Genomic DNA, 22,149 nt, shown 5'->3' on the forward strand with positions numbered 1-22,149 from the left:
CGATGTTCTCCGTCGTAGCCTATTTCATATCGAAACGTAATGCGGGAACGGTTACTGATAAATCATTCAGTTCAACGTCCTGCGTCAGGCTAAATCCTATCAGCTCTCATCAGCGCTTAAACCTGCATTACGCGGCCTCAACCGGCTGGCAAATCTCCAGAATGGCCAGCAGATAGATGCGCACCATGTCGAGGAATTCACTGATTTCTACGCGCTCATCCGGCATGGTGTTGTATTTGCCGCCTGGCCCACAGACGATCCCTTCCATGCCCGCATGCTGATAGAGATGTGCCGCATCGGTGCCGAAGAACGCCGGAGGCGTGATCACGCCGGTGGGCTGTTCGGTGCCGCGCACGGTTTTCCAGCCGCGATTCACCGCTTTGACGATGGCGGATTCCGGTGACACTTCGAACGGTAACATGGTGGGTTTATCGCGGATGCCATCATCATAAAGTTCAGCTTTCAGGCCCGGATAGCGTTGGCATAAGGTATTCAGCAGCGCCTGCAGATCGGCGAGCACACCTTCCACCGTTTGTCCTGGCGCGAAACGTGCCGAGCCTTTTAAGCGCACAAAGTCAGCCACCTGCGGCGGTCGCCACTCTTCCAGATCGCGGCCTAACGCGCCATGCACGGTACCGATATGACCACGATTAATCTTGCGATGCTCAGCGGTTTTCGCGCCGCTAAAGGTCATGCCGTTAATCTGCGGGATTAGCTCGACGGCGGCGCTGATCGCATCCACCGCTTCTTCCCGTTTTGACAGATGGCGCGTATCGCCAGTGAGCTCAATAGTAAACATCAGCGAACCGGCGTGCATGGTCAGCGCTTGCAGATCGGTGGGTTCGGCATTGATGAAGTAGTCGGCGCGCACACCTTGCTCAATTGCCGCCAGCGTACCAATGCCGCCCTGCAACTCGCCCACCACGTAAGTCAGAATCACATCGCCTTTCAGCTTTACACCGGCATCAATCAGCGTTTTCAACGCGCAAAAATAGGCGGCATCGCCAGCTTTCATGTTCGAAACGCCAATACCGTAGATAAACTGTTCGTCGATTTTTCCTTCCCAGGGATCGACGGTCCAGCCTTCGGTGACCGGATTGGTATCCAGATGCCCGTTGAACAGCAGGCTATTGCCGCCGCCGCTGCCTGCCAATCGTCCGATGGCATTCAGCCTGTCGCCGGGCACGTTCTGCAGTTCGGTTTCCAGGCCCAGCTGCGCCATCTGCGCGGCCATGTATTTCGCCAATTCACGCTCGCCATCGGTGGCGCTGTAGCTTTTGTGCTGCACCATTTTCGCCAGGAATGAGAGGCAAAAATCGCGATCGATATGATGAATCAACTGTTCAGGCTTCATGTTTCTCTCGTCATGCAACGGACTTGGATAAGTCGGGAATATGCACCGCATCAAGCAGTGCACGAGTATAAGGATGTTGCGCCAGCGCCGTCATGTTGTCGCCGGGCAGCACTTCCACCACGTCACCGCGATACATCACGGCGACACGATGGGCGATTTGGCGAATCAGGTTGAGATCGTGGGTAATAAATAGATACGCGGTGCCGTAGCGGCGGCGCAGTTCCAGCAGCAGCTCGATAATGGTGGCCTGCACCGAGACGTCGAGCGCGGCGGTGATCTCGTCACAAATCACCAAATCCGGCGGATTGGCAAAGGCACGGGCGATTGCGACGCGCTGCTTCTGCCCGCCGGACAGTGCATGCGGATAACGCTGCGCAAACTCCGCCGGCAAACGCACTTCCTGCAGCAGGCGCGCGACCGCCTGCGCTTCGGTTTCACCTGCGGGTAAACCATACAACCGCAGTGGCCGTGCGATGATTTCGCCAATGGTCATGCGTGGATTCAGCGAAGCATCAGGATGCTGGAAAATCATCTGCACGCGGCGGCGATACTCTTTATCCATTTGCGCCCGGCCATGCAGCGCATAGCCACAAAAGTCGAGCTCGCCGCTGAACGGCACCAAGCCGGTAATGGCTTTACCGAGCGAGGATTTGCCGGAACCCGATTCGCCAACCACGCCGAGAATTTCTCCCTGATGCACGGTGAGCGCAACCGCATTGGCGGCGCGCGTGGTATTGGCTTCACGCTTCAGTAGACGATCAAGAAGACCTTGTTTGCCGTAATCGATGGTCAACTGCTTTAGGCCGAGTAACGGTTGGTTGCCGGGCGCGTCCTGCACCAGCCGGTGCTGCGGATTGGGTACCGCCTCAATCAGCTTGCGCGTATAGGCGTTTTGCGGCGCGCTGAACAGGCTGCGCGTGTCGGCCTGTTCGACAATGCGTCCCTGTTCCAGCACACAGACGCGATTGGCCACTTTGGCCACCAACGCCAGATCGTGCGAGATGTAGAGCGACGCAACGCCGGTCTCTTCGCGCAAACGCTCGTACAAATCGAGGATTTGCGCCGAGCTGATCACATCCAGCGCGGTGGTTGGCTCATCAAAAATCATGCAGTCCGGCTGACAGGCAAACGCGGTGGCGATCAGGATGCGCTGCTTCTCGCCACCCGACACCTGATGCGGATAGCGGCGCATCATGCGCGCCGGATTTTTAAGTTCAACGTCGTGCAGCAGCGATTCGCCCATCTCCTGCGCTTCACGCGCCGATAAACCGCGATGGCGGCGTAACACTTCGGTGACCTGCTCACCCAATGTCAGCGTGGGATTGAGCGAGGCGCTGGGATCCTGAAAAATCATGCCGAGTTTGGCACCGCGCAGCGCTGTCAGTTTGGCCGCGGATAAAGTCAGCAGGCTCTCGCCGTTGAGACGAATATCGCCCTGCAGCTCGCGCGCATTGCCCGCCAGCCAGCGCATGATCGCCCAGCCGAGCGTGGTTTTGCCGGAACCCGATTCGCCCACCAGCCCCAACACTTCGCCGGGCATCACCTGCAGGTTGATGTCACGCAGTACCGGTAGCGCATGTCCTTTGGCTAACGCGTAATCGAGACTGTAATTTTCCACCGACAGCACCGGTGTCAGCTTGTCACTCATCAGTGGCTCCTTGGGTTGAGCACATCACGCAGCCCGTCACCCAGTAAATTAAACCCAATGGCGACCAATGCGATGGCGAGGCCCGGAATCATCATCATCCACGGCGCATTAAAGAAGTAAGCGCGCGCTTCAGAGACCATCAATCCCCATTCTGGCTCTGGCGGCTGCGCGCCCAACCCCAGAAAACTCAGGGTGGCAAACAGCATGATGGCGAAGGCAACGCGAATGGTGGCTTCCACGATGATCGGCGCCAGAATATTCGGCAGCATTTCTCGCAGAATGATGTAGTGCCCGGCTTCGCCGCGCGCGATGGCGGCGTTGATGTAATCCTGCTGGCGGGCGGCCAATGCCACGCTGCGCGAGATGCGCACCATGCCCGGCACAAAGGCGATAGTGATCGCCAGCACCGCGTTCATGCTGCTCTGCCCAAGCGTGCTGACAATCAGCAACGCAAACAGCAGGCTGGGAATCGCCATCACCGCATCCATGGTGCGCATCATGAACTCATCAAATTTGCCGCCCAAATAGGCGCTGGCGGTACCAAGCACCGAACCGATTATCATCGCCAGCGCGGTCGCCAGCAGCGACAGTAGAATGGTTGAGCGTGCGCCAACCATCACGCGGCTGAAGATGTCGCGGCCCATCTGATCGGTACCAAACCAGTGTTCCGCGCTGGGCGGCTTATAGCGCGTCAGGATGGAGATCGATTCGGGATCAAAAGGCGCGACGTGCGCACCGCCCACCACCATCAGCAGCGCCAGCAAGATAATCAGCACGCCAGCGGCACCCTGCGGTGAACGCAGCAAACGTTTCAACATATCAGGCATAGGAGATCCGCTTATCGAGAGTGACATAGGCCAAATCAGCCAGGAAATTCACCACTGAATAGGTCGCGGCGAGAATCATCACGCCAGCCTGAATGGTGGGCAGATCGCGCGCCTGCACGGCGACAATCAGTTCGCGGCCAATGCCGGGAATGGCGAAGATCTCCTCCACCACCACAATGCCGCCTAGCAGATAACCAACATCCAGCGCCACAATGGTGATGGTCGGCAACAAGCCGTTGCGCAGCGCATGTCGCCAGAGAATGCGGCGACGCGATAAGCCCTTTAGCCACGCGGCGCGGATGTAATCGGTATGCAACACATCGACCATTTCTGAGCGCACCATGCGCGAGACGTGCGCCACCAGAATCAGCGCCACGGTCACCGAAGGTAGAATCAGGTGCTGGATCCCGCTGACGAAGTTCTCACTGAGCGGCACATAGCCGGTGGCGGGCAAAATCTGCCAGACATCAGCAAACAGCAGCAGCACCAGCGTGGCGGTGACGAACTCCGGGAAGGAGATGCCGATATAGGAGATGACACTCACCAACACATCGGCGGTTTTGCCACGGCGCACCGCCGCCCAGATGCCGAGGGGAATCGCGATGATCAGCATCAGAATTAAGGCGCACACCGCCAGCAGCAGCGAGCGTGATAATGCCGTCAGCAGCGTCGGCGCCACTTCAAGGCCATTGCGCATCGATACGCCAAAGTTGCCCTGCAGCGCCTGCGTCAGCCAATGCCAATATTGCTGCCATGCTGGGGCATCCAGCCCCAGACGTTCACGCACCGCCGCTAGCGCTTCCGGCGTGGCGTTTTGTCCCAGCAAGGTGACAGCCGCATCGGCCGGTAACAGTTGCGTGATGCCAAAAACCAGCAGCGACACCACTAACAAGGTGTAAACCATCAGCAGAAGGCGTTTGAGCAGATAACTTGCTGTCACGTTCGCTCCTTATGCTGCGCGCTTCGGCGCTTTGTCGGTTAACCAGATATGGTCAAGACGGAATACCGCACCGCGCGGATGCAGATGATATCCGCCGACATAATCGCGGCTGGCGGCGAGCAGATCGAAGAAGGTCGGGATCACCGATGGCACTTCGTCATGCATCAGCTGCTGCGCTTTGCCATACAGCGTGGTGCGCTGTGCTTCATCACGGGTTTCACGCGCCGCACTTACCGCTTTATCAAACTCCGCGTTATTCCAGTGCGTTTCATTCCACGATGCGGTTGAGGTGTAGAGCAGCGAGAACACCGCGTCTGGCGTCGGCTGCATGTTGTAGAAGCCAACGTAGAAGTTGCCCTTCTTCCACACCTGATCGAGATAGGTGCTGTGCGCCATGGTCTGCACGTTGATGCGGAAACCGCCCTGTTTCGCCATCTCGCGCAGGGCAATGCCCAGCTGCGTGCGGGTGGCCGGTTTGTCGGAGGCGATAAGTGTTAAATCGATCCCGTTGGGGTAACCGGCCTCCGCCAGCAGCGCTTTGGCTTTGCTGTAATCCACCGCTTTTTTCGCCAGGTTGGCGAAGAACGGATACGCGCCGTTAATCGGCGTGTCGTTGCCCGGTGAACCCAGGCCATCCGCCACGAAATCCACCGACGCCTGACGATCAACGCACAGTGCCAGCGCCTGACGTACCCGAACATCGTTAAATGGTTTTTGGTCGCAGCCCATGTTCACATTGAGGAACTGGCCGGAGGCCACGCGCAGCGGCAGCACGCCGGAAGATTTGGACAGGCGCGCGAACTCGCTCGACTGCGCGCTGAGCATCAGATCGGTGTCACCGGAGATCAGCGCGGAGCTCTCCGCGATGCCATCGGGATAGACCACCACTTCTACGCCATCCAGATAGGGACGCGCCGGATCGTAGTAATGCGGATTGCGCTTCACCACAATTTTGCGTTCTGGATCGTAGGAGACCAGTTGGAAAGGACCGGCGCCGAACGAGGCTTTGCTCAGCTTGTCATACTGACCTTGCGCGATACTGGCGGGGATGATTTTCGCATCCGGATAAGCCAGCATCACCGGCAAATCGGCGTAAGGCGCATCGGTTTCAATCAAAACCGTGTTGGTATCTGGCGCGCTGACGGCGTTAATCGGCCCAATGTTATGCAGCGCTGGTGAGGCATTTTTCGGATCGAGCAGCGCCTGCAGGCTGGCGACCACATCTGCGGAAGTCAGCGCGGAACCGTCGCTGAACTTCAGGTTCGGGCGCAGGGTAAACGTCCACTGTTTAAGATCGGCGCTGGCCTGCCAGGATTGCGCCAAATCGGCTTCGGCTTTCATCTCCTGCGTCAGACGCGTTAAACCGCTGTACAGCAGTTCCGCCACCAGATATTCCGGGTTGACGCGCACCTGATGTGGATTTAACACGCCGACGGCTTGATCAACGCTGATGCGCAGCACACCGCCTTTACGCGCCGTGCCGCCCGGCGTGGCGCTCGCCACCTGCGCGGCATGGGCCGAGAACGACCAGGGCAGCATCGCTGCGCCCGTCAGAGCGGTAGAACTGGCGATAAACTGTCTGCGGTTTAACCCTTTCATTGCGCACATCTTCTCTTCCTCGTGATTAGTTAATTACCCTGGGTTGGCTGAAAATCATCGGCGAGATACGCCAGAATGGACTGCGAAAGTGCGATCACATCTGCCAGCGTGGTGTACTCATCAGCGGCATGAATGCGGTTGTCAGGACGGGCGAGGCCGCCGAGTAAGATCTCCTGAATCCCGGCTTGCTGGACCCAGCCCATATCGGAACTGGTGGACGATCCCCAGGGTTTGAACTCGCTGGGTTGGAAGCCAAAACCCTGACTCAGCGCCGCCTGCCAGCGCGGCCAGTGCGGACCGTCCGGATTAGCGACCGGCGCCAGATGGCCAATCATTTGCAGCGTGACGTCGAGCGCGGGGCTGTCGCGCATCGCACTTTCCACACAGTGCGTCAGCTCCTGCCACACCGCGTCAAAGCGCTCTTCCGGCGCGTAGCGGCGGTTAATCAGCAGCTCAAACCGTTCCGGAATGGTTGATCCTTTGCTGCCGCCATGCGCAGCGGCCAGCGTTAACAGTGACGTCAGCGGTTTGCCGTGATAGTGCGGCGGAGAAGGCATCGCCGAGGTGCGTTGTTCCACCTCGAGCTTCAGCTGATATAGCGCGTTCATCATTGGCAGCGCCGCTTCAATAGCATTAATGCCGTTAACCGGATCGCCGGAGTGCGCCGAACGTCCGGTGATAATCACTTTGAGATCGATGCTGCCAAAGCAACCGGCCCAGATGCGCGGCACCGCGCCGCCGTTGAAGCTGAGCAGGTGACCGGAGAAAAGTTGTTGTTCCGCCAGATAACGAATGCCGGGATACAAGCCGCCCTCTTCATCGCTACACAGCAGAAATACCGGATTAAAACGCAGCGGGATGGCCGCCGCCTGTGCCGCGCGCACTGCCGCCATCGCGGCAACAATGGTGCCTTTCATGTCTGCTGCGCCGCGCCCAAACAGCTTGCCTTCCGCTGCGGTCAGCGTGAGCGCTGGAAAACGCCAGCCATCGCCGGCGGGAACGGTATCGGTATGGAAATAGAGATTGCAGTTTTCAGCGGCACCGGCATCAAGCGATGCCAGCAAATTGACGCGTTCACCGTACGCGCTGCCGTCCGGTGCCTGCCATAAATGTTCCGGCACGGAGACGCGCGCAAAGTGAAAATCCAGCGGTGCTAACAAGTGCGTCATCACGTCAGCAAATGCGCCATAACCGTTGCCCGGCGGGAAGCAGGTATCCACCTCCAGCATCTGTTTTAGGTCATCCGTCATTTGCGCGCCGTCATGAGCAATCATCGCTAATGCGTTGTTAAAACGTGGATTTTGCGTCATAGGATTATCGTCTGTTGTATTTCTATATAGTTTATAGATAATGCAATTCAACGACTGAGGTCAATCGGTAATCGGAAACATGCAAAAAAACTATGACGCGAACCACGCTCAACCTTTCGCCAGACTCAGCGAAGGTGAAGGTGCGCCGCTGTATGAAGTGGTCAAGCGCCATATCAGCGAATCGATCCTGCAAGGTGAACTGCCCGCAGGCACGATTTTGCCGAGTGAAAATAGCCTGGCGGCGAAGTTTGGTGTGTCGGTGGGCACAGTGCGCAAAGCGCTGGCAGCGCTGACCACGGAAGGCATGCTGATGCGACGCCGCAAAACCGGCACCGTGGTAACCGGCTGGGCGCCGCTGCACAATCTCAGCCACTTTTTCCAGTATTTTCGCCTGCACGATAAAACCGGCGGATTGCTGCAATCCGATACCCGATTACTGGATTATCAACTGAGTCATGCAAGCGTCGACGAAGCAGAAAAACTGCAAATTGGTCAGGGCGATGAAGTGATCCGGCTGAAGCGTTTGCGTCGCGTGAAGGGCATCGCCGCGATGCATGAAACGCTGGTGCTGCCTTCGGCGCGTTTGGCCGATTTCCCAGCAGCCGATCATTTACCGCCGCTGCTTTATCGCTATTTGTTTGAGCGCTACGACCTGCGCGTCGCCGCCGTGCGTGAACAAATTACCGCTACGCTGGCGAATGAAGAGGATGCGGCGCTGCTGGAGCTGAGTTTGCCGCACGCCGTGATGGTGATTGATGAAGTTTCATTTGATCAAAGTGCCCTGCCGGTAATTTTGGCGCACCACCGTTTTAGTACTGAACACTTTATGTATGTGAATGAGATCCGCTAAGCGCGCGGCATGAACCGCCATCTGAGTCGGGTTAAACAGCGCAGATGCGCCGGGTTTCTGGCTGTTTCGGGAAAATGTTCTAAGCTATTTAGGTAGTTAAAACTTATTCCACTGAAAGGAACTCATCACGATGAAAAAAACAGTACTGGCAACGGCATTTCTTGGCACTTTTATGGCAATGACATTGACCGCTTGCTCTTCAAATCAGGCGATTAAGACCACCGACGGACGCACGATTGTGACGTCTGGTAAGCCGCAAATCGACAGTGACACGGGCCTTGTTTCTTACAAGGATGCGCAAACCGGTAAAACTGAGCAGATCAATCGCGACAAGATTACCAACATGAGCGAACTGGATAATTAATATCCTTTTAACAGCCTGGAGAGACTAATGAAAAAATCAATTTTGCTTTCTATTACTGCGCTTATTGCCCTGTCCGCGTTAACCGGATGTACGCGTACCTCGTACGCTATCCACACCAATGATGGACGCACCATCGTCACCGATGGCAAACCACAGGATGCTGAAACCGGCCTGCTGGGTTACGTCGATGCCAATGGCGTGAAGCAGCAAATCAATAAAAGTGACGTGAAAGAGATCTCTGAAGTTCCGCATTAATAATCTTTCTCACTCAAGCCGCCCGCTGTAGTGGATTTCCTTACAGCGGTGCGGGCTTAAACACCATTCAAATCTTAAAACGTATAGGTCACCGCCGCTGTTGCGGTCAGCTGATTCTGCCTGAACACGATGGGACTGTCCGCCGCGTGATCGTCCAGCCACGTGTAGCCCGCACTTAACGCGCCGCCCCAATGCTGGGTAAACTGATGACTCCATGTCAGGTCGGTTTCCACCCCATAAAATCCCGCTGCCGGTGAGTAAGTCGCATAGCCACTTTTCACGCTTTGACGCGCACTAACGCCGTACCAGGTTTGCATGTAACGCGCATCCCCAAACAACGCGGACGTCTGCAAGGAAAGGCTATCCTGCTGGCTTTGCAGCGGAATTAATGTTACCGAGGTGCGATAATTCACGCCCTGACTGTCTGTCAGCGGCAGCACGGCTTTCGCTTCGAGGACCAGCCACGGCGAGACCGCCCAACCGGCCGCAATAGCGGTGTTGAGCGTGGCATTTATTGTGCCCATGCCACGCAGCTTGTCAGAACCGTCGCGCCAGTCGGAATCCTTGTCTGCCCTGCCCAGGCCATATCCCAGCGAATGCTCCAGATACAGGCCGCTGTCGCTTTGCAGATCGTAGCCGACCCCCTTTTGCGAATCGACGAAAAAGGCACCTTTTCTGGCCTGCAACATCGGCACCGCTTGCCAGCGTTGCTTATCTGCGCCGCTGTATGTCGGCGTGGTCTGCGCGCCCACGCCAATCATCACGCCATCCTGCGCTGCGCTGTCATCAGCGCGGCTGCTGGTACTGATACTGACCAGTAACAAACAGCCACTGTACAGCGCCTTTTTTCTCGTTATCATCGTGTCACCTCAGTTACCCATCTGTTTTTAGCCCCTTGCCCGGGCGTTGCGTCACGGATTGGAGTATCCCGAAACATTGTCAATAACGTGCCAGGGATTTATGAAGAAACTGTCAAGGTGAGCCATGAACAACAGACGAGTATTGGTTATTGAGGATGATGCAGACGCGGCAGACGTGCTGGAAGCCTATCTGCTACGTGAAGGATACGCCGTGGAGATTGCCGGCGATGGGCATAGCGGACTTGAGCGCGTTGAGAAGTGGAAACCCGATCTCATTCTGCTCGACATCATGTTGCCCGGCATGAACGGCACCGAGGTGCTGGCTGCCGTGCGACGCCGCGCGGACACGCCGGTGATTATGATTACCGCGATGACCGACACGCCCGACAGAATCGGCGCGCTGCGCTTAGGCGCGGATGACTACGTCGTGAAACCCTATCATCCGGGCGAAGTGGTGGCGCGCGTGCAGGCGGTGCTGCGCCGCAGCCGGGCGGCCGTTGCGGAGGATGAAGTGCTGCGCTGGCAGGCGCTTGAGGTTAATACCGCCGCGATGACTGCAATGGTCGCGCAGCCAGAGCAACAGCCAACACGCGTTGAACTCACGCCAACCGAATTTTCCCTGCTGGTGACCCTGATGCGAGCGCCGGTGCGCGCACTCAGCCGTCACTATCTGATCGAAACCTGTATGCCTGAAAGCGAGGCGCTGGAAAGGGTGATCGACACCCACGTCTACAACCTGCGTAAGAAGCTCGAAAACGCCGGTTTGTCCGAGATATTACTTAACGTGCGCGGCGTGGGTTACAGGTTCAGACAGCCATGAAAAAGTCACCTCCTCAAACGCTGTGGCGCTGGATCTGCGTGCGTATTTTGACGCTGGCCATCGTCACGGTGATTGCCGTCGCCGGCATTATGTTCCTGCGCTTTGCGCTGCAAAACCTGTGGATCATCCACCATATGCCGCCGGCGATGCGCCAGGAATTTCTGACACTGCGTGCGCATCCGCAAACCAATCTGCCACGCTTCCACGAGATCGTTGATGAACGCTGGGGCGTGCGCTACTCCGATCCTTCGGTGGGTGCCGCTGACTGGCTGATGGTGATCATCCTGATTTTCATCATTACGCCGTTTGTTGCCTTCACCGTTCTGCGCAACGCCCGCCCGCTGGCGTTGCAGTTTAGCCACCTGAAAAAAACCGCTGATCGGGTATCCGAAGGGCAGTTTGGTTCCGCCGCCACCATTGTAAAAAGCGCGCCGGCGGAGCTGTTGCACTTCGCACACGACTTTAATCGCATGAGCCAGCAGCTGGCGCTCTACGATCGTGAACTGCGCGCCTCGCACGTGGCGCTGGCACACGAACTCCGTTCGCCGCTGACGGCAGCCATTGGTCGGTTACAAGGTCTGCTGGATGGCGTGTTTCAGCCCGAACCGCAGCAGCTGGAGATGATCATGAAACAGCTGCGCCACATGAGCCGACTGATTGATGAGCTCCACCTGCTGTCGCTGGCCGACGCCGGGCAACTCAAGTTGGATCTGCATGAGATCAACCCCGGAGAACTGGCGCGGGAGCGCGTGGCCTGGGTGCGACCGCAAGCCGAAGCCAGCGGCATGATCATCAGCGTGGCAGCAGACAGCACGCTCACCTGCCGCGCCGATCCCTTCCGCCTGGGCCAGGTGTTTAGCGTGTTAATTGAAAATGCGTTGCGCTATGGCAAGCCTGCGGGACAGTTGCAAATTATTGCCCGCGCAGTGCCGGGAGGTTGCAGCATCGAATTCAGGGATGATGGCCCCGGCGTGGCGCCTGAGTTTCTGCCCGAGATGTTTGAACGTTTCACGCGCGGTGAATCCTCGCGCGCGCGCCACTCAGGCGGCAGCGGGCTGGGCTTGTCGATCGCCCGCGCCATCTGCGCGGCGCACGGCGGCAGGATCAGCGCCAAACTGCCCAAAGAGGGCGGCCTCAGCCTGGCGATTTTCCTGCCGGACGTCAGTCCGGCACCGTTTTAAGCGCTCTTGACAGGATCTTGACTCGCCGTACAACGAATCTCGACAGTTCGCCGTTTTAATGGCGCCAAATCCTTGTACGGAGTGGCGCCATGACTGACTCTTTCACCGGCCTGGTCAAACAGGCCGCCGACCATCTTATCGATGCACAACGCCTGATAACGTTGCTGCCATTGTTGCCCTGCATGGTGGCCATCGCCTTGTCGCTGACTGCCTGCGGGCCACGCGATCCCTTACCACCCGCGCCTCCCCGACCGGTAAAATTCATCACCGTGAAGCCCGCCCTGCAAGGGCAACAGGTGCAGATGACCGGCGATATTCATGCCCACGACGAAACATCATTGGGTTTCAGGCTGGATGGGCGGATTCTGACGCGCCCTGCCGAAGTGGGCGATCGTGTTGACGCCGGTCAGGTGCTGGCAACGTTAGAGAGCAGCACTACCGCCAATGCGTTACGCAGCGCGATGGCGGACACCGACAGCGCGCGGGCAGCTGAACGCGTTGCGGCGCTGAATCTACATCGGATGAAACAGTTAATGCCTTCCGGTGCGATTGCACGGACGCAGCTCGACAGCGCGCAATCCGATTGGCAATCCGCTGCGGCGCACCTGCAAAGCAGCGAAGCCGCACTCAATAGCGCGCAGGAAAATCTGCGCTGGACGCAGCTAACGGCTCCTTTCAGCGGCGTGATCACCGCCGTCAGCGCCTCTGCCGGACAGGTCGTGAGCGCCGGTCAAACGGTGATGGCACTGGCAAGCGGTGCGCGGCGGGATGTGGTTCTGGATGTGCCTTTCCCGGCAGCATTTTCCTCACTCCCCAGCGATGCCTTTCGCGTAACTCTGCTCTCTTCACCGGCGATCGTCGCGCAGGCGCACCTGCGCGATATTAGCCCGCAGGCCGACCCGCAAACGCGGACCTGGCGGGTTCGATTAACGCTAGACGATCCACCGCCAGCGATGCTGTTGGGCGCCAGCGTCAGCGTGGCACTACCGGAGAGCGATCCCCGCACCTTTATCCTTCCTGCATCCGTGCTGACGCGCATGGCAGACAAACCGGCGGTGTTTGTGCTGGATACGCAGCGCGGCAAGGTCACACGCCGCACGGTGGTGATTTCCCGCTTCACCGCCAGCGAAGTCTATATCGCCAGTGGTCTCACGGCAGGCGAAAGCGTGGTCACGGCAGGCGTCAGCACACTGCGCGATGGCGAAGCGGTTGCGCGGGGAGATGAGCAGCCATGAGTGAACCTTCCGCTCGCGATAAATTCAACCTTTCCGCCTGGGCGCTGGCTCATCAACAGCTGATGGCTTTTCTGATGCTGATGATCCTTAGCGCTGGCGTGCTCAGCTATCAGGCGCTGCCGCGCAACGAAGATCCCGCCTTTACCATCAAAACCGCCGTGGTCTCCGCGCAATGGCCCGGTGCCGATCTCGACGATACGGTGCAACTGCTGACTGAACCGCTGGAGAAAAAGCTGCAGGAAGTGCCCTATCTGGATTACGTGCAGAGCGAAACGCATCCCGGTAAAACCGTTATCTTTGTCAATCTGCGCGACAGCACGCCGCCCGGCAAAGTGCAGGATATCTGGTATCAGGTACGCAAGAAAATGCAGGATGTCAGCTCCGCGCTGCCTGCGGGCGTTGCGGCACCGGCGGTCAATGATGATTTTGACGATACCTTTGGCACGATTTACGGTTTTACTGCTGAAGGATTCAGCACACGTGAACTGCGCGATCGCGTTGAGTCGATTCGCGATCGGCTGATGAGCGTACCGGATGTCGGCAAAATTGCGTTGCTCGGCGTGCAGGAGGAGCAGATTGTGGCGAGCTTCTCTCCGCGCACGCTCGCGGGAATGGGCCTGAGCCTGCAACAGGTCACCGATGCCTTGCAGGCGCAGAATGCCTTGTCACCCACAGGCGTCATTCGCACCAACAGCGATAACATCGCGCTGCGCGTCAGCGGTGCCTTCAACTCGGAACAAAGCCTGCGCGCCGTGACGCTGCACATCAACGATCGCTACATTCCCCTGACCGATATCGTCACGCTGACGCGTGTGGCGGCGGAACCGCCAACGCCGCTCTATCGCGTCAACGGTAAGCCAGCGATTGGGCTGGCGATCTCCATGGCGCCGACCGGCAATATGCTGGATTTTGGCCACGCGTTAACGGACAAAATGTCGCTGATTGCCAGCCAACTGCCGCACGGAATTGAGGTAACGAAAGTGGCGGATCAGTCGCGGGTGGTCAACGACGCGGTCAGCGGATTTGTGCGGGTGCTCGGTGAAGCCATCTTTATCGTGCTGGCCGTCTCTTTCGTCTCGCTCGGGCTGCGTGCCGGTTTAGTTGTGGCGGCGGCGATTCCTCTGGTGCTGGCGATGACCTTTACCGGCATGATGCTGGCGGGCATTGGGCTGCAACGCATTTCCCTTGGCGCGCTGATCATCGCGTTGGGGTTGTTGGTGGATGATGCGATGATCGCGGTGGAGACCATGGTCGCCCGACTCGAAGCCGGTGATTCCCGCTGGCGCGCCGCTACAGTAGCCTTTGAAACCACCGCATTTCCGATGCTCACCGGCACGCTGGTGATGATTGCCGGTTTCATTCCCGTCGGCTTCGCCGCGTCCGGCGCGGGGGAGTATTGCTACTCGCTGTTTGTGGTGGTGCTGATCTCGCTGCTCAGTTCATGGGTCGTTGCGGTGCTGTTCTCTCCGCTGACCGGCAGCTGGATCCTGTCATCAAGGCCAGGTAAACCGCACGCTAAGCCCGGTTGGTTGCTGCGCCTCTATCGCCGTCTGGTTTCACAGGTGTTACGCCATCGGGGCTTGACGCTCGGCCTGGCGGGCGCATCGCTGCTGCTCGCCATCTGGGGCATGAGCCACCTGCAGGGCGAGTTTTTCCCGGCATCCGATCGCCCGGAGCTGCTGGTCAGCCTCACGCTGCCGGCGAACGCCTCGCAGGCGCGCACCTTAAGCGTGGTAGAACAGCTCGAAGCGAAACTCAGCGGCAACACCAATATCGACCATTTCTCCTCCTATAGCGGCAGCGGCGCCGTGCGTTTTTATCTGCCGATGGACGTGCTGAACGATGATGAAAACATCGCCCAGCTGGTGGTGGTAGCCAAAAATCTGGCGGCGAGGGATCGGTTGAAAGCTGAACTCGATCGCCTGCTGGCACGCGATTTCAGCGATGTGGTGACGCGCGTATCGCCGCTGGAACTGGGTCCGCCGGTTGGCTGGCCGATCCGCTATCGCATCAGCGGGCCGCACTACGAGCGGGTGAAACAGTATGCGGAAAAGCTGGCCAGCATCCTCGGGCAATCCCGCGCGACGCGCAGCGTAAACCTGACAGCGGGCGAGCCGGAACGCGTCATCACCTTTGCGGTGAACCAAACCGCAGCCCGCGCGGCTGGCGTCTCTTCACAGGATATCGCGCAGCTGCTGAACCGCGTGTGGTCCGGTCAAAGCGTGACTACCGTGAGAGATCATAACCGGCTGGTTGATGTGCTGTTGCGCGCCAACGATGCCGATCGGCTGGATTTAACGAGCCTCGCTGCGCTGAAACTGACCACGGCGTCAGGCGCGAAGATTGCCATCGGCCAGGTTGCGACACTGCAGTGGGGATTGCAGGATCCGGTGATGTGGCGTCGCCAGGGTTTTCCCTATGTGGTGGTACAAACTGATGTAGCGGCGGGCATGCAAGCGGAGACCACATCCGCGCAGCTCAGCGCAGATGTCCAGCAGCTGCGTGCCGGATTAGCGCCGGGTTACACCCTTGATGAAGAGGGCACGGTTGCCGAATCGGATAAAGGTAACGGCTCAGTGTTTGCCGTTTTGCCGGTGACGTTGTTTGTCATGCTGATACTGCTGATGGTGCAGCTGCAACGCGTATCGCGCATGTTGCTGGCATTGGCGATGGCGCCTTTTGGACTGCCTGGCATTGTTCTGGCAATGCTGCCCAGCGGCACGCCGATGGGATTTGTCGCCCTGCTCGGTATGATTGCGCTGGCTGGCATGATCATCCGCAACGCGGTGATCCTGATCATGGAAGCCGATAGCGATCTGCGTGCTGGCATGTCGCGCAATGATGCAGTAAGCCAAGCGGCTGAGCATCGTGCCCGCCCGATTCTTCTCACCGCCTGCGCCGCGATTTTAGGCATGATTCCCATCTCGCATCAGGTGTTTTGGGGGCCGATGGCCTACGCCATCATTGGCGGATTGCTGGTGGGAACGCTGATGACGCTGACGGTATTGCCCGCTGCGCTCAGTCTGGTGATGCAGCGTGAATCAGCGTCTTCCGCTGAATGAAAAAGGGTTGGCTGGCGTTGCGCCAGCCAACTTACGTTAACGGGCCAGGCGCCAGCCGCGTGTCAGGCGCTTCTCTATCTCCACCAGCACAAAGATCCCGGCGCTCACCGCCAGCGAAATTAGCCAGTATTTGAACGGCAATGGCGCGGTGCCAAACAGCGTATTCATCAAGGGAACATAGATAATCATCGCCTGCAGCGCGATAAGCACCACGGTGACCAGCCAGATGCCACGGTTTTTCAGCAAACCGGCATCCAGCGAGAATCCGTTGCTGTTACGGCAGTTCAGCATGTAAACCCACTGCGCGGTGACCAGCATCTGCAGCAGCACGGTGCGGATGAACTCCGGCGTGTAGCCGCGCGGCTGGAGCCAGGCTTCCAGCACAAAGGCGCTAATCGAAATCAGCAGGCCGACGAAGATGACGCGCCAGATGGCGTAAGCGTCCATCACCGGGCTGCGTGCGTTACGCGGCGGGCGGCGCATGATGTTGCGCTCTGCCGGTTCAAATGCCAGACCAAACGACAGCGTTGCTGAGGTCGCCATGTTCATCCACAGAATCTGCACCGGCGTTAGCGGCAGCAGGTTGCCCATCAGAATCGCAATGATGATCAGCAATCCCTGCGCGAGGTTAGTCGGCATGATAAACAGAATGGTTTTCTTCAGGTTATCGTAGACGCGTCGGCCCTCTTTCACGGCCGCCGCGATGGTGGCGAAGTTGTCGTCGGCGAGGATCATATCCGCCGCCTCTTTGGTCACTTCGGTGCCTTTGATGCCCATCGCGATGCCGACGTTGGCCTGCTTCAGCGCGGGCGCATCATTGACGCCATCACCGGTCATGCCGACGATTTCACCGCTGCTCTCCAGCGCTTTCACCAGACGCAGCTTATGCTCGGGGCTGGTACGGGCAAAGATGTCGTATTCACGCGCCGCCACGCCCAACTCGGCATCATCCATGTGCTCTAGCTGGTAACCGGTGATGGCAGAATCGCTGTTACCAATGCCCAGCATCTGGCCAATCGCCATCGCGGTTTCCGGGTGATCGCCGGTGATCATCTTCACGCGAATCCCTGCCTGCTGGCAGTCGCGAATCGCGGTGATGGCTTCCGGACGCGGCGGATCCATCATGCACGCCAGGCCCAGCATCTTCATGCCGTTGCGTAAATCCTCATGCTCGATGTGGTGCTGCGCTTCCGGCAGCCAACGCCACGCGGCGGCAACCGTGCGCAACCCTTCGCTGGCGTAGGTGGTGATCGCCGCTTCCCAATATTCGCGATCAATCACTTCCGCATCGGTAGCACCCTGCTGCTGCTGACACAGCGACAGCAACACATCGGGCGCGCCGGTCATTAGCAGGCACGGTTTGCCATCAATCAGGCAGCTCACCGCCATGTATTTGTAGGCCGAGTCAAACGGCAGCTTGCTCAGGATCTGCACCTTGTCATTGTGAATGCCCGCCTTGGCGGCCAGCACTTTCAGCGCCCCTTCGGTTGGGCCACCCACAATGCCCCAGTTGCCGTTGGCATCCTGACGCAGCTGGCTTTCGTTACAGATATCCACCACCTGCAGGAAGCCCTGCATCAGCGCATCGCTCTGCTGACCCGCTTCAAGGGTAAATTCACCTTTAGGCTCATAGCTGTTACCGCTGATGCGCCATTGGCTGTTCGCCAGCACCACCGCTTTCACCGTCATCTCGTTCATGGTCAGCGTGCCGGTTTTATCCGAGCAGATCACCGTCATCGCACCGAGCGTTTCAACCGTCGGCAGCTTGCGAATGATGGCGTGATTGCGTGCCATCGACTGCACGCCAAGCGACAGAATGATCGAAATAATCGCCGGTAAACCCTCCGGCACCGCTGCTACCGCGAGGCTGATCACCGACAGCAGCAGCTCCGTCACTGCGATGTCGCGCAGCAGATAACCAAACACAAACAGCGCCGCCATCATCAACATGATGATGCCGAAAATGGCTTTTCCGAGTTTGTCGATCTGCACCAGCAGCGGGGTTTTCGCCTCTTCAATCGAGGAGATCATCGCATTGATGTGACCCAGCTCGGTGTCGCCGCCGGTGGCAATCACCACGCCCAGCGCGGTACCTGAACTGACGGTGGTGCCGGAATAGGCCAGATTCAGGCGATCGCCGAGCCCTTTTTCACCTTCAAGTGCCACGGTGTTCTTTGATACCACCGTGGATTCGCCGGTCAGAATCGCCTCTTCGACGCGCAAGTTATGTACCTCGAACAGCCGCAAATCCGCCGGGATCTTATCGCCAGGACGCAGCATTACCACATCGCCGACCACCAGATGCTGTGTAGCGACGGTGATCTGCTGGCCATCGCGCAGCACCATGGCATCGCTCGACATCATGTTCTGGATGCTTTTCAACGACTTTTCGGCGTTGCTTTCCTGAATGAAGCCGATCAGGGCGTTGATCACCGCCACGCCGAGAATCACAAAGGTATCCACCCAATGGCCCATCACCGCGGTGATCACCGCCGCAGCCAGCAGGATGTAGATCAGTACATCTTTGAAATGCGCCAGAAAACGCATCAGCAGTGATTTTTCCGCCTTTTGCGGCAGCACGTTCGGCCCGTCGGCGTCCAGTCGTTGCTGTGCGTCGGTGCTGCTCAACCCCGCGGGTGAGCTGTTGATGGCTTTAAATACGGCGGCGTTATCCTGCTGATAATAGGGACGCGCGGATGCTTCCGGACGTTTTGGCTGAATAGGAATAACGGTCATAATTAACCCCGTGACATTGAATTGAAAATAAAAAAGCGTGCGAAAATAAAAACCACATTTTAATTATATTTTCCCGAAGCATACTGACCGTGGTCATGTTTTTACTGATTCAGAAGTGTGATGCTAATAGTGATAGCACTGATTGCGTAATGTTATTATTTAAAAGCAAATAGAAAGACACATGACACATATTAATTTTAGTTTCATCTCGAAATGTATTAATCATAGGGGGAATTATTATGAATAAATTACACAACCTGACAATACCGATGATCATTTCCTTTATTATCATTGCGGTATCATCAGCTACCGCCATCGGCTTACTCTCTTATCATGTGGTTTCGCGCATGGTGGCATAATTGATTTCGCCAGACATCGCTAAATTAAACCAACCTTAAACGCACATAATTGTTTCCACCTAATGACCCTTACTTTGCGGAGGGTCATTATTCTCTCTTTCAGGCAATGGCATATTCCCGCCCTTTCATTCTTATTGAGGCAGGGGCATGAATAATTGGCCAGTGCTGGGTGCACTTGTAATTTGTTTGGTTTTGATCGGTTGTGACAATAAAAGCGGTGATGAACTCAGCGCACCGCGCGTAATTAAAGCGCTAACGCTGACGGAAAATACCACAGAGAAAGTCAGGGTATTTCCAGCGCGTATTTCGGCGGGCGATTACACCGAATTGGCGTTTAAGCGTACCGGGCGGCTGGCGCAGTTGCAGGTGCGTGAAGGCAGCCATGTTAAGGCTGGCGAGGTGATTGGCCGGCTGATCGATACCGATGCGCAGCTGCGCGTCAACGATCAGCAGAACAGATTCCAGCTGGCGGATCGTCAGTATCAGCGCTTCAGTGCGCTGGCCACGCGCAGTGCGGTTTCGCAGGCAGACATGGATGTGCAAAAGGCGAACCGCGACTCCGCCGCCGTGGCGCTCAACATCGCCAAAGAGGAGCTGGATTATCACACCTTGCGCGCACCGTTCGACGGCATCGTCACCAGCGTGGCCTCACAAAATCATCAGGTGGTTACCGCCGGACAAACGGTGGCGGTGATCAGCCGCAACGATGTACTGGATGTGATTTTCAGCGTGCCGGAAAACCTGTTCACCAGCCTTGACGTGCAAAACGTGAGTTATCAGCCAGAGATCAGTCTGAATGCGCTGCCGGGCCGCACGTTTCGCGCGGCATATAAAGAGCATCGCGCAGAAGCTGATGCTGCCACGCTAACCTGGCAAGTAGTGCTGACGATGCCGCGTCCGACGGATTTACCGCAGGTCAGCGGACTGAGCGGCACGGTGAAAGTGCAGATGCATAACCTGCCCACTTCCGACGGCACGCCGCTACTGCGCGTGCCGCCCAACGCGGTGTTTAACCCGGATCACAGCCTGCCGAATCAGCCTTACGTGTGGCTGATCAGCGGTGAAGGTGATGTGCTTAACGTTCAGCAGCAGCCGGTGGTGGTGGGAAAACTCAATGCGCAGGGCATCGAAATTCTCTCCGGCCTGCAAGTGGGCGATCGCATTGTGGTCGCGGGCGTCAGCGATCTGCGTGATGGTCAGGCGGTGCGCCTGTGGGCACGCGAGCGAGGTCTGTGATGCGCCTGCTGGAACCGTTTCTCAAATACCCGATTCGCAGTTGGCTGGTGATCCTGCTGCTGGGCGTGGGCGGCATTTTTGCGCTGCTCAACATTGGCCGTCTGGAAGATCCGCTTTTCACCATTAAATCGGCGGTGATTGTGACGCACTATCCCGGCGCGTCGGCCCAGCAGGTGGAAGAGGAAGTCACGCTGCCGCTGGAGAACGCCTTGCAGCGCTTGCCGTCGCTCGACAACGTCAGTTCGATCTCCAGCAACGGTTTGTCGCAGATCACCGTTACGATTCATAGCCACTATCGCGCCGACGACTTGCCACAGGTGTGGGATGAATTGCGTCGCCGCGTTGACGATGCCACGCGCCAGTTTCCACCCGGCGTCAGCGCGCCGCTGGTGAATGACGACTTTGGTGATGTCTACGGCTACTTCTTTACCCTTTCCGGCGAGAACTTCACCAACAGCGAGCTGCGCACCTACGCCGATCAATTGCGGCGTGAGCTGAATCTGGTGCCCGGCGTGGCGAAAGTGGCGATTGCCGGTATTGAGCAGGAGCAGGTGAATATCACGCTCTCCAGCCAGAAGATGGCGGTGCTGGGCGTGACGCCACAGCGCGTGGCCGCTTTGCTCAACAGCGTCAATGCCGTCTCCGATGCGGGCCAGATTCGCCTCGGCAATGAAGCGATTCGTTTCCATCCGACCGGCGAGTTTCACTCACTGGATGAGATCGGTGCGCTGCCAATCTCTGCGCCCGGCAGCAGCCAGCAAGTGTTGCTGCGCGATATCGCCACGCTCAGCTATGGCGTTACCGAACGGCCGGGCAATCTCTATCACGCCAACGGCAACGCCGCGCTGGCGATGGGCGTCTCCTTTGCGCCTGGCGTCAACGTGATTGATGTCGGCGATGCGTTAAGCGCCAAAATTCAGCAGCATCAGCAGGTCAAACCGCTCGGCATCAATCTGAACGTGTTTTATAACCAGGCGCAGGAAGTGAAGCAGTCGGTGGATGGTTTCATCAATAACTTTCTGATGGCGCTGGCGATTGTGGTGGGCACGTTGCTGCTGTTTATGGGCGTCCGCAGCGGTATGGTGATCGCCGCCTCGCTGGCGCTCAATGTGCTGGGCACGCTGCTGATCATGTATCTGTTTAAGCTTGAGCTACAGCGCGTGTCGCTGGGTGCGCTGATTATTTCCCTCAGCATGCTGGTGGATAACGCGATCGTGGTGGTGGAAGGCATCAAGGTCGATCGCCAGCGCGGCAAGCCGTTGCAACAGACGATGATGCAGATGGTGAAACGCAGCGCGCTGCCGCTGCTCGGCGCCACGGTGATCGCCATCATCGCCTTCGCGCCAATTGGTTTATCGCAGGATTCCACCGGCGAATACTGTAAATCGCTGTTCCAGGTGCTGCTGATTTCTCTGCTGCTCAGCTGGATTACCGCGCTGACGCTGACGCCGGTGTTCGTGCAGTGGATGGATGGTCGCCAGGCGATCAGCAAAGAGACCACGCAGCCGTATCA

General features: G+C 57.9%; 17 protein-coding genes. 9 read left to right on the top strand and 8 right to left on the bottom strand.

The features are described 5' to 3' along the window. Positions 1-127: 127 nt before the first annotated feature. The 6 genes from Q3H59_RS24590 to Q3H59_RS24615 are packed head-to-tail and all read right to left on the bottom strand — an operon-like array spanning position 128 to position 7,678. Positions 128-1,354, bottom strand: a complete 1,227-nt coding sequence (locus tag Q3H59_RS24590) for a M20/M25/M40 family metallo-hydrolase (RefSeq protein WP_309837850.1) — start codon at positions 1,352-1,354, stop codon at positions 128-130. 10 nt (positions 1,355-1,364) lie between these two features. Further along, on the bottom strand, positions 1,365-3,002 hold the full coding sequence (locus Q3H59_RS24595) for an ABC transporter ATP-binding protein (protein WP_309837852.1): 1,638 nt from the start codon (positions 3,000-3,002) through the stop codon (positions 1,365-1,367). Then, positions 3,002-3,829, bottom strand: a complete 828-nt coding sequence (locus tag Q3H59_RS24600; RefSeq protein WP_280172999.1) for an ABC transporter permease — start codon at positions 3,827-3,829, stop codon at positions 3,002-3,004. The genes Q3H59_RS24595 and Q3H59_RS24600 overlap by 1 nt, the downstream gene beginning before the upstream one ends. Then, positions 3,822-4,769 (bottom strand): ABC transporter permease, encoded by a 948-nt coding sequence (locus tag Q3H59_RS24605; RefSeq protein ID WP_271460252.1) that lies wholly within the window; start codon positions 4,767-4,769, stop codon positions 3,822-3,824. Before Q3H59_RS24605 ends, Q3H59_RS24600 begins: the two co-directional genes overlap by 8 nt. Positions 4,770-4,778: 9 nt before the next feature. After that, complete coding sequence (locus Q3H59_RS24610) at positions 4,779-6,377, bottom strand: ABC transporter substrate-binding protein (RefSeq protein ID WP_309837854.1); 1,599 nt, start codon at positions 6,375-6,377, stop codon at positions 4,779-4,781. A 20-nt stretch (positions 6,378-6,397) separates the two neighbouring features. After that, the gene (locus Q3H59_RS24615; protein ID WP_309837856.1) at positions 6,398-7,678 is read right to left on the bottom strand and encodes a M20/M25/M40 family metallo-hydrolase; all 1,281 of its coding nucleotides are present in this window, start codon (positions 7,676-7,678) and stop codon (positions 6,398-6,400) included. Between the two features lie 79 nt (positions 7,679-7,757). Between Q3H59_RS24615 and Q3H59_RS24620 the strand changes: the two genes are divergently transcribed. The 3 genes from Q3H59_RS24620 to Q3H59_RS24630 all read left to right on the top strand — a co-directional run bounded on the left by Q3H59_RS24620 (position 7,758) and on the right by Q3H59_RS24630 (position 9,147). Further along, positions 7,758-8,528, top strand: a complete 771-nt coding sequence (locus Q3H59_RS24620; RefSeq protein ID WP_309837858.1) for a GntR family transcriptional regulator — start codon at positions 7,758-7,760, stop codon at positions 8,526-8,528. A gap of 130 nt (positions 8,529-8,658) precedes the next feature. Further along, positions 8,659-8,892, top strand: coding sequence for a YgdI/YgdR family lipoprotein (locus Q3H59_RS24625; protein ID WP_007885913.1), 234 nt, complete (start codon positions 8,659-8,661; stop codon positions 8,890-8,892). 27 nt (positions 8,893-8,919) lie between these two features. Further along, positions 8,920-9,147, top strand: coding sequence for a YgdI/YgdR family lipoprotein (locus Q3H59_RS24630; RefSeq protein WP_101761264.1), 228 nt, complete (start codon positions 8,920-8,922; stop codon positions 9,145-9,147). A 74-nt stretch (positions 9,148-9,221) separates the two neighbouring features. Here Q3H59_RS24630 and Q3H59_RS24635 read toward each other — a convergent pair whose 3' ends face one another. Further along, positions 9,222-10,007, bottom strand: coding sequence for a MipA/OmpV family protein (locus Q3H59_RS24635; protein WP_110867129.1), 786 nt, complete (start codon positions 10,005-10,007; stop codon positions 9,222-9,224). Positions 10,008-10,131: 124 nt separating this feature from the next. Between Q3H59_RS24635 and Q3H59_RS24640 the strand changes: the two genes are divergently transcribed. From Q3H59_RS24640 to Q3H59_RS24655, 4 genes are all read left to right on the top strand, one after another. Beyond that, positions 10,132-10,827: a response regulator transcription factor gene (locus Q3H59_RS24640; protein ID WP_101761262.1), complete on the top strand. Its 696-nt coding sequence runs from the start codon at positions 10,132-10,134 to the stop codon at positions 10,825-10,827. After that, on the top strand, positions 10,824-12,008 hold the full coding sequence (locus Q3H59_RS24645) for a cell wall metabolism sensor histidine kinase WalK (RefSeq protein WP_192414543.1): 1,185 nt from the start codon (positions 10,824-10,826) through the stop codon (positions 12,006-12,008). The genes Q3H59_RS24640 and Q3H59_RS24645 overlap by 4 nt, the downstream gene beginning before the upstream one ends. Before the next feature lie 89 nt (positions 12,009-12,097). Beyond that, on the top strand, positions 12,098-13,243 hold the full coding sequence (locus tag Q3H59_RS24650; protein ID WP_309837862.1) for an efflux RND transporter periplasmic adaptor subunit: 1,146 nt from the start codon (positions 12,098-12,100) through the stop codon (positions 13,241-13,243). After that, positions 13,240-16,305 carry an efflux RND transporter permease subunit gene (locus Q3H59_RS24655; RefSeq protein ID WP_309837864.1) on the top strand — a complete coding sequence of 1,022 codons (3,066 nt, stop codon included), beginning with the start codon at positions 13,240-13,242 and terminating at the stop codon, positions 16,303-16,305. The genes Q3H59_RS24650 and Q3H59_RS24655 overlap by 4 nt, the downstream gene beginning before the upstream one ends. A 36-nt stretch (positions 16,306-16,341) precedes the next feature. Here the strand turns inward: Q3H59_RS24655 and Q3H59_RS24660 are convergent, their stop codons facing one another. Further along, complete coding sequence (locus Q3H59_RS24660) at positions 16,342-19,041, bottom strand: cation-transporting P-type ATPase (protein ID WP_309837866.1); 2,700 nt, start codon at positions 19,039-19,041, stop codon at positions 16,342-16,344. A gap of 506 nt (positions 19,042-19,547) precedes the next feature. Here Q3H59_RS24660 and Q3H59_RS24665 point away from each other — a divergent pair. Both Q3H59_RS24665 and Q3H59_RS24670 read left to right on the top strand, forming a co-directional pair. Further along, entirely contained in the window at positions 19,548-20,636 is a 1,089-nt protein-coding gene (locus Q3H59_RS24665; RefSeq protein WP_309837869.1) for an efflux RND transporter periplasmic adaptor subunit, read from the top strand. Further along, the coding region (locus Q3H59_RS24670) for an efflux RND transporter permease subunit (RefSeq protein WP_309837871.1) at positions 20,636-22,149 on the top strand (1,514 nt) is incomplete at its 3' end. The genes Q3H59_RS24665 and Q3H59_RS24670, both read left to right, overlap by 1 nt.

The sequence above is a fragment of the Pantoea sp. SORGH_AS_0659 genome (genome assembly GCF_031453915.1).
Taxonomy (GTDB): Bacteria; Pseudomonadota; Gammaproteobacteria; order Enterobacterales; family Enterobacteriaceae; genus Pantoea; species Pantoea leporis.

Excerpts from the sequence above, each read along its gene's own strand:
- Q3H59_RS24590 (WP_309837850.1), bottom strand. The coding sequence starts at position 1,354 with ATGAAGCCTGAACAGTTGATTCATCATATCGATCGCGATTTTTGCCTC.
- Q3H59_RS24595 (WP_309837852.1), bottom strand. The coding sequence starts at position 3,002 with ATGAGTGACAAGCTGACACCGGTGCTGTCGGTGGAAAATTACAGTCTC.
- Q3H59_RS24600 (WP_280172999.1), bottom strand. The coding sequence starts at position 3,829 with ATGCCTGATATGTTGAAACGTTTGCTGCGTTCACCGCAGGGTGCCGCT.
- Q3H59_RS24610 (WP_309837854.1), bottom strand. The coding sequence starts at position 6,377 with ATGTGCGCAATGAAAGGGTTAAACCGCAGACAGTTTATCGCCAGTTCT.
- Q3H59_RS24615 (WP_309837856.1), bottom strand. The coding sequence starts at position 7,678 with ATGACGCAAAATCCACGTTTTAACAACGCATTAGCGATGATTGCTCAT.
- Q3H59_RS24620 (WP_309837858.1), top strand. The coding sequence starts at position 7,758 with ATGCAAAAAAACTATGACGCGAACCACGCTCAACCTTTCGCCAGACTC.
- Q3H59_RS24625 (WP_007885913.1), top strand. The coding sequence starts at position 8,659 with ATGAAAAAAACAGTACTGGCAACGGCATTTCTTGGCACTTTTATGGCA.
- Q3H59_RS24630 (WP_101761264.1), top strand. The coding sequence starts at position 8,920 with ATGAAAAAATCAATTTTGCTTTCTATTACTGCGCTTATTGCCCTGTCC.
- Q3H59_RS24635 (WP_110867129.1), bottom strand. The coding sequence starts at position 10,007 with ATGATAACGAGAAAAAAGGCGCTGTACAGTGGCTGTTTGTTACTGGTC.
- Q3H59_RS24640 (WP_101761262.1), top strand. The coding sequence starts at position 10,132 with ATGAACAACAGACGAGTATTGGTTATTGAGGATGATGCAGACGCGGCA.
- Q3H59_RS24645 (WP_192414543.1), top strand. The coding sequence starts at position 10,824 with ATGAAAAAGTCACCTCCTCAAACGCTGTGGCGCTGGATCTGCGTGCGT.
- Q3H59_RS24650 (WP_309837862.1), top strand. The coding sequence starts at position 12,098 with ATGACTGACTCTTTCACCGGCCTGGTCAAACAGGCCGCCGACCATCTT.
- Q3H59_RS24655 (WP_309837864.1), top strand. The coding sequence starts at position 13,240 with ATGAGTGAACCTTCCGCTCGCGATAAATTCAACCTTTCCGCCTGGGCG.
- Q3H59_RS24660 (WP_309837866.1), bottom strand. The coding sequence starts at position 19,041 with ATGACCGTTATTCCTATTCAGCCAAAACGTCCGGAAGCATCCGCGCGT.
- Q3H59_RS24665 (WP_309837869.1), top strand. The coding sequence starts at position 19,548 with ATGAATAATTGGCCAGTGCTGGGTGCACTTGTAATTTGTTTGGTTTTG.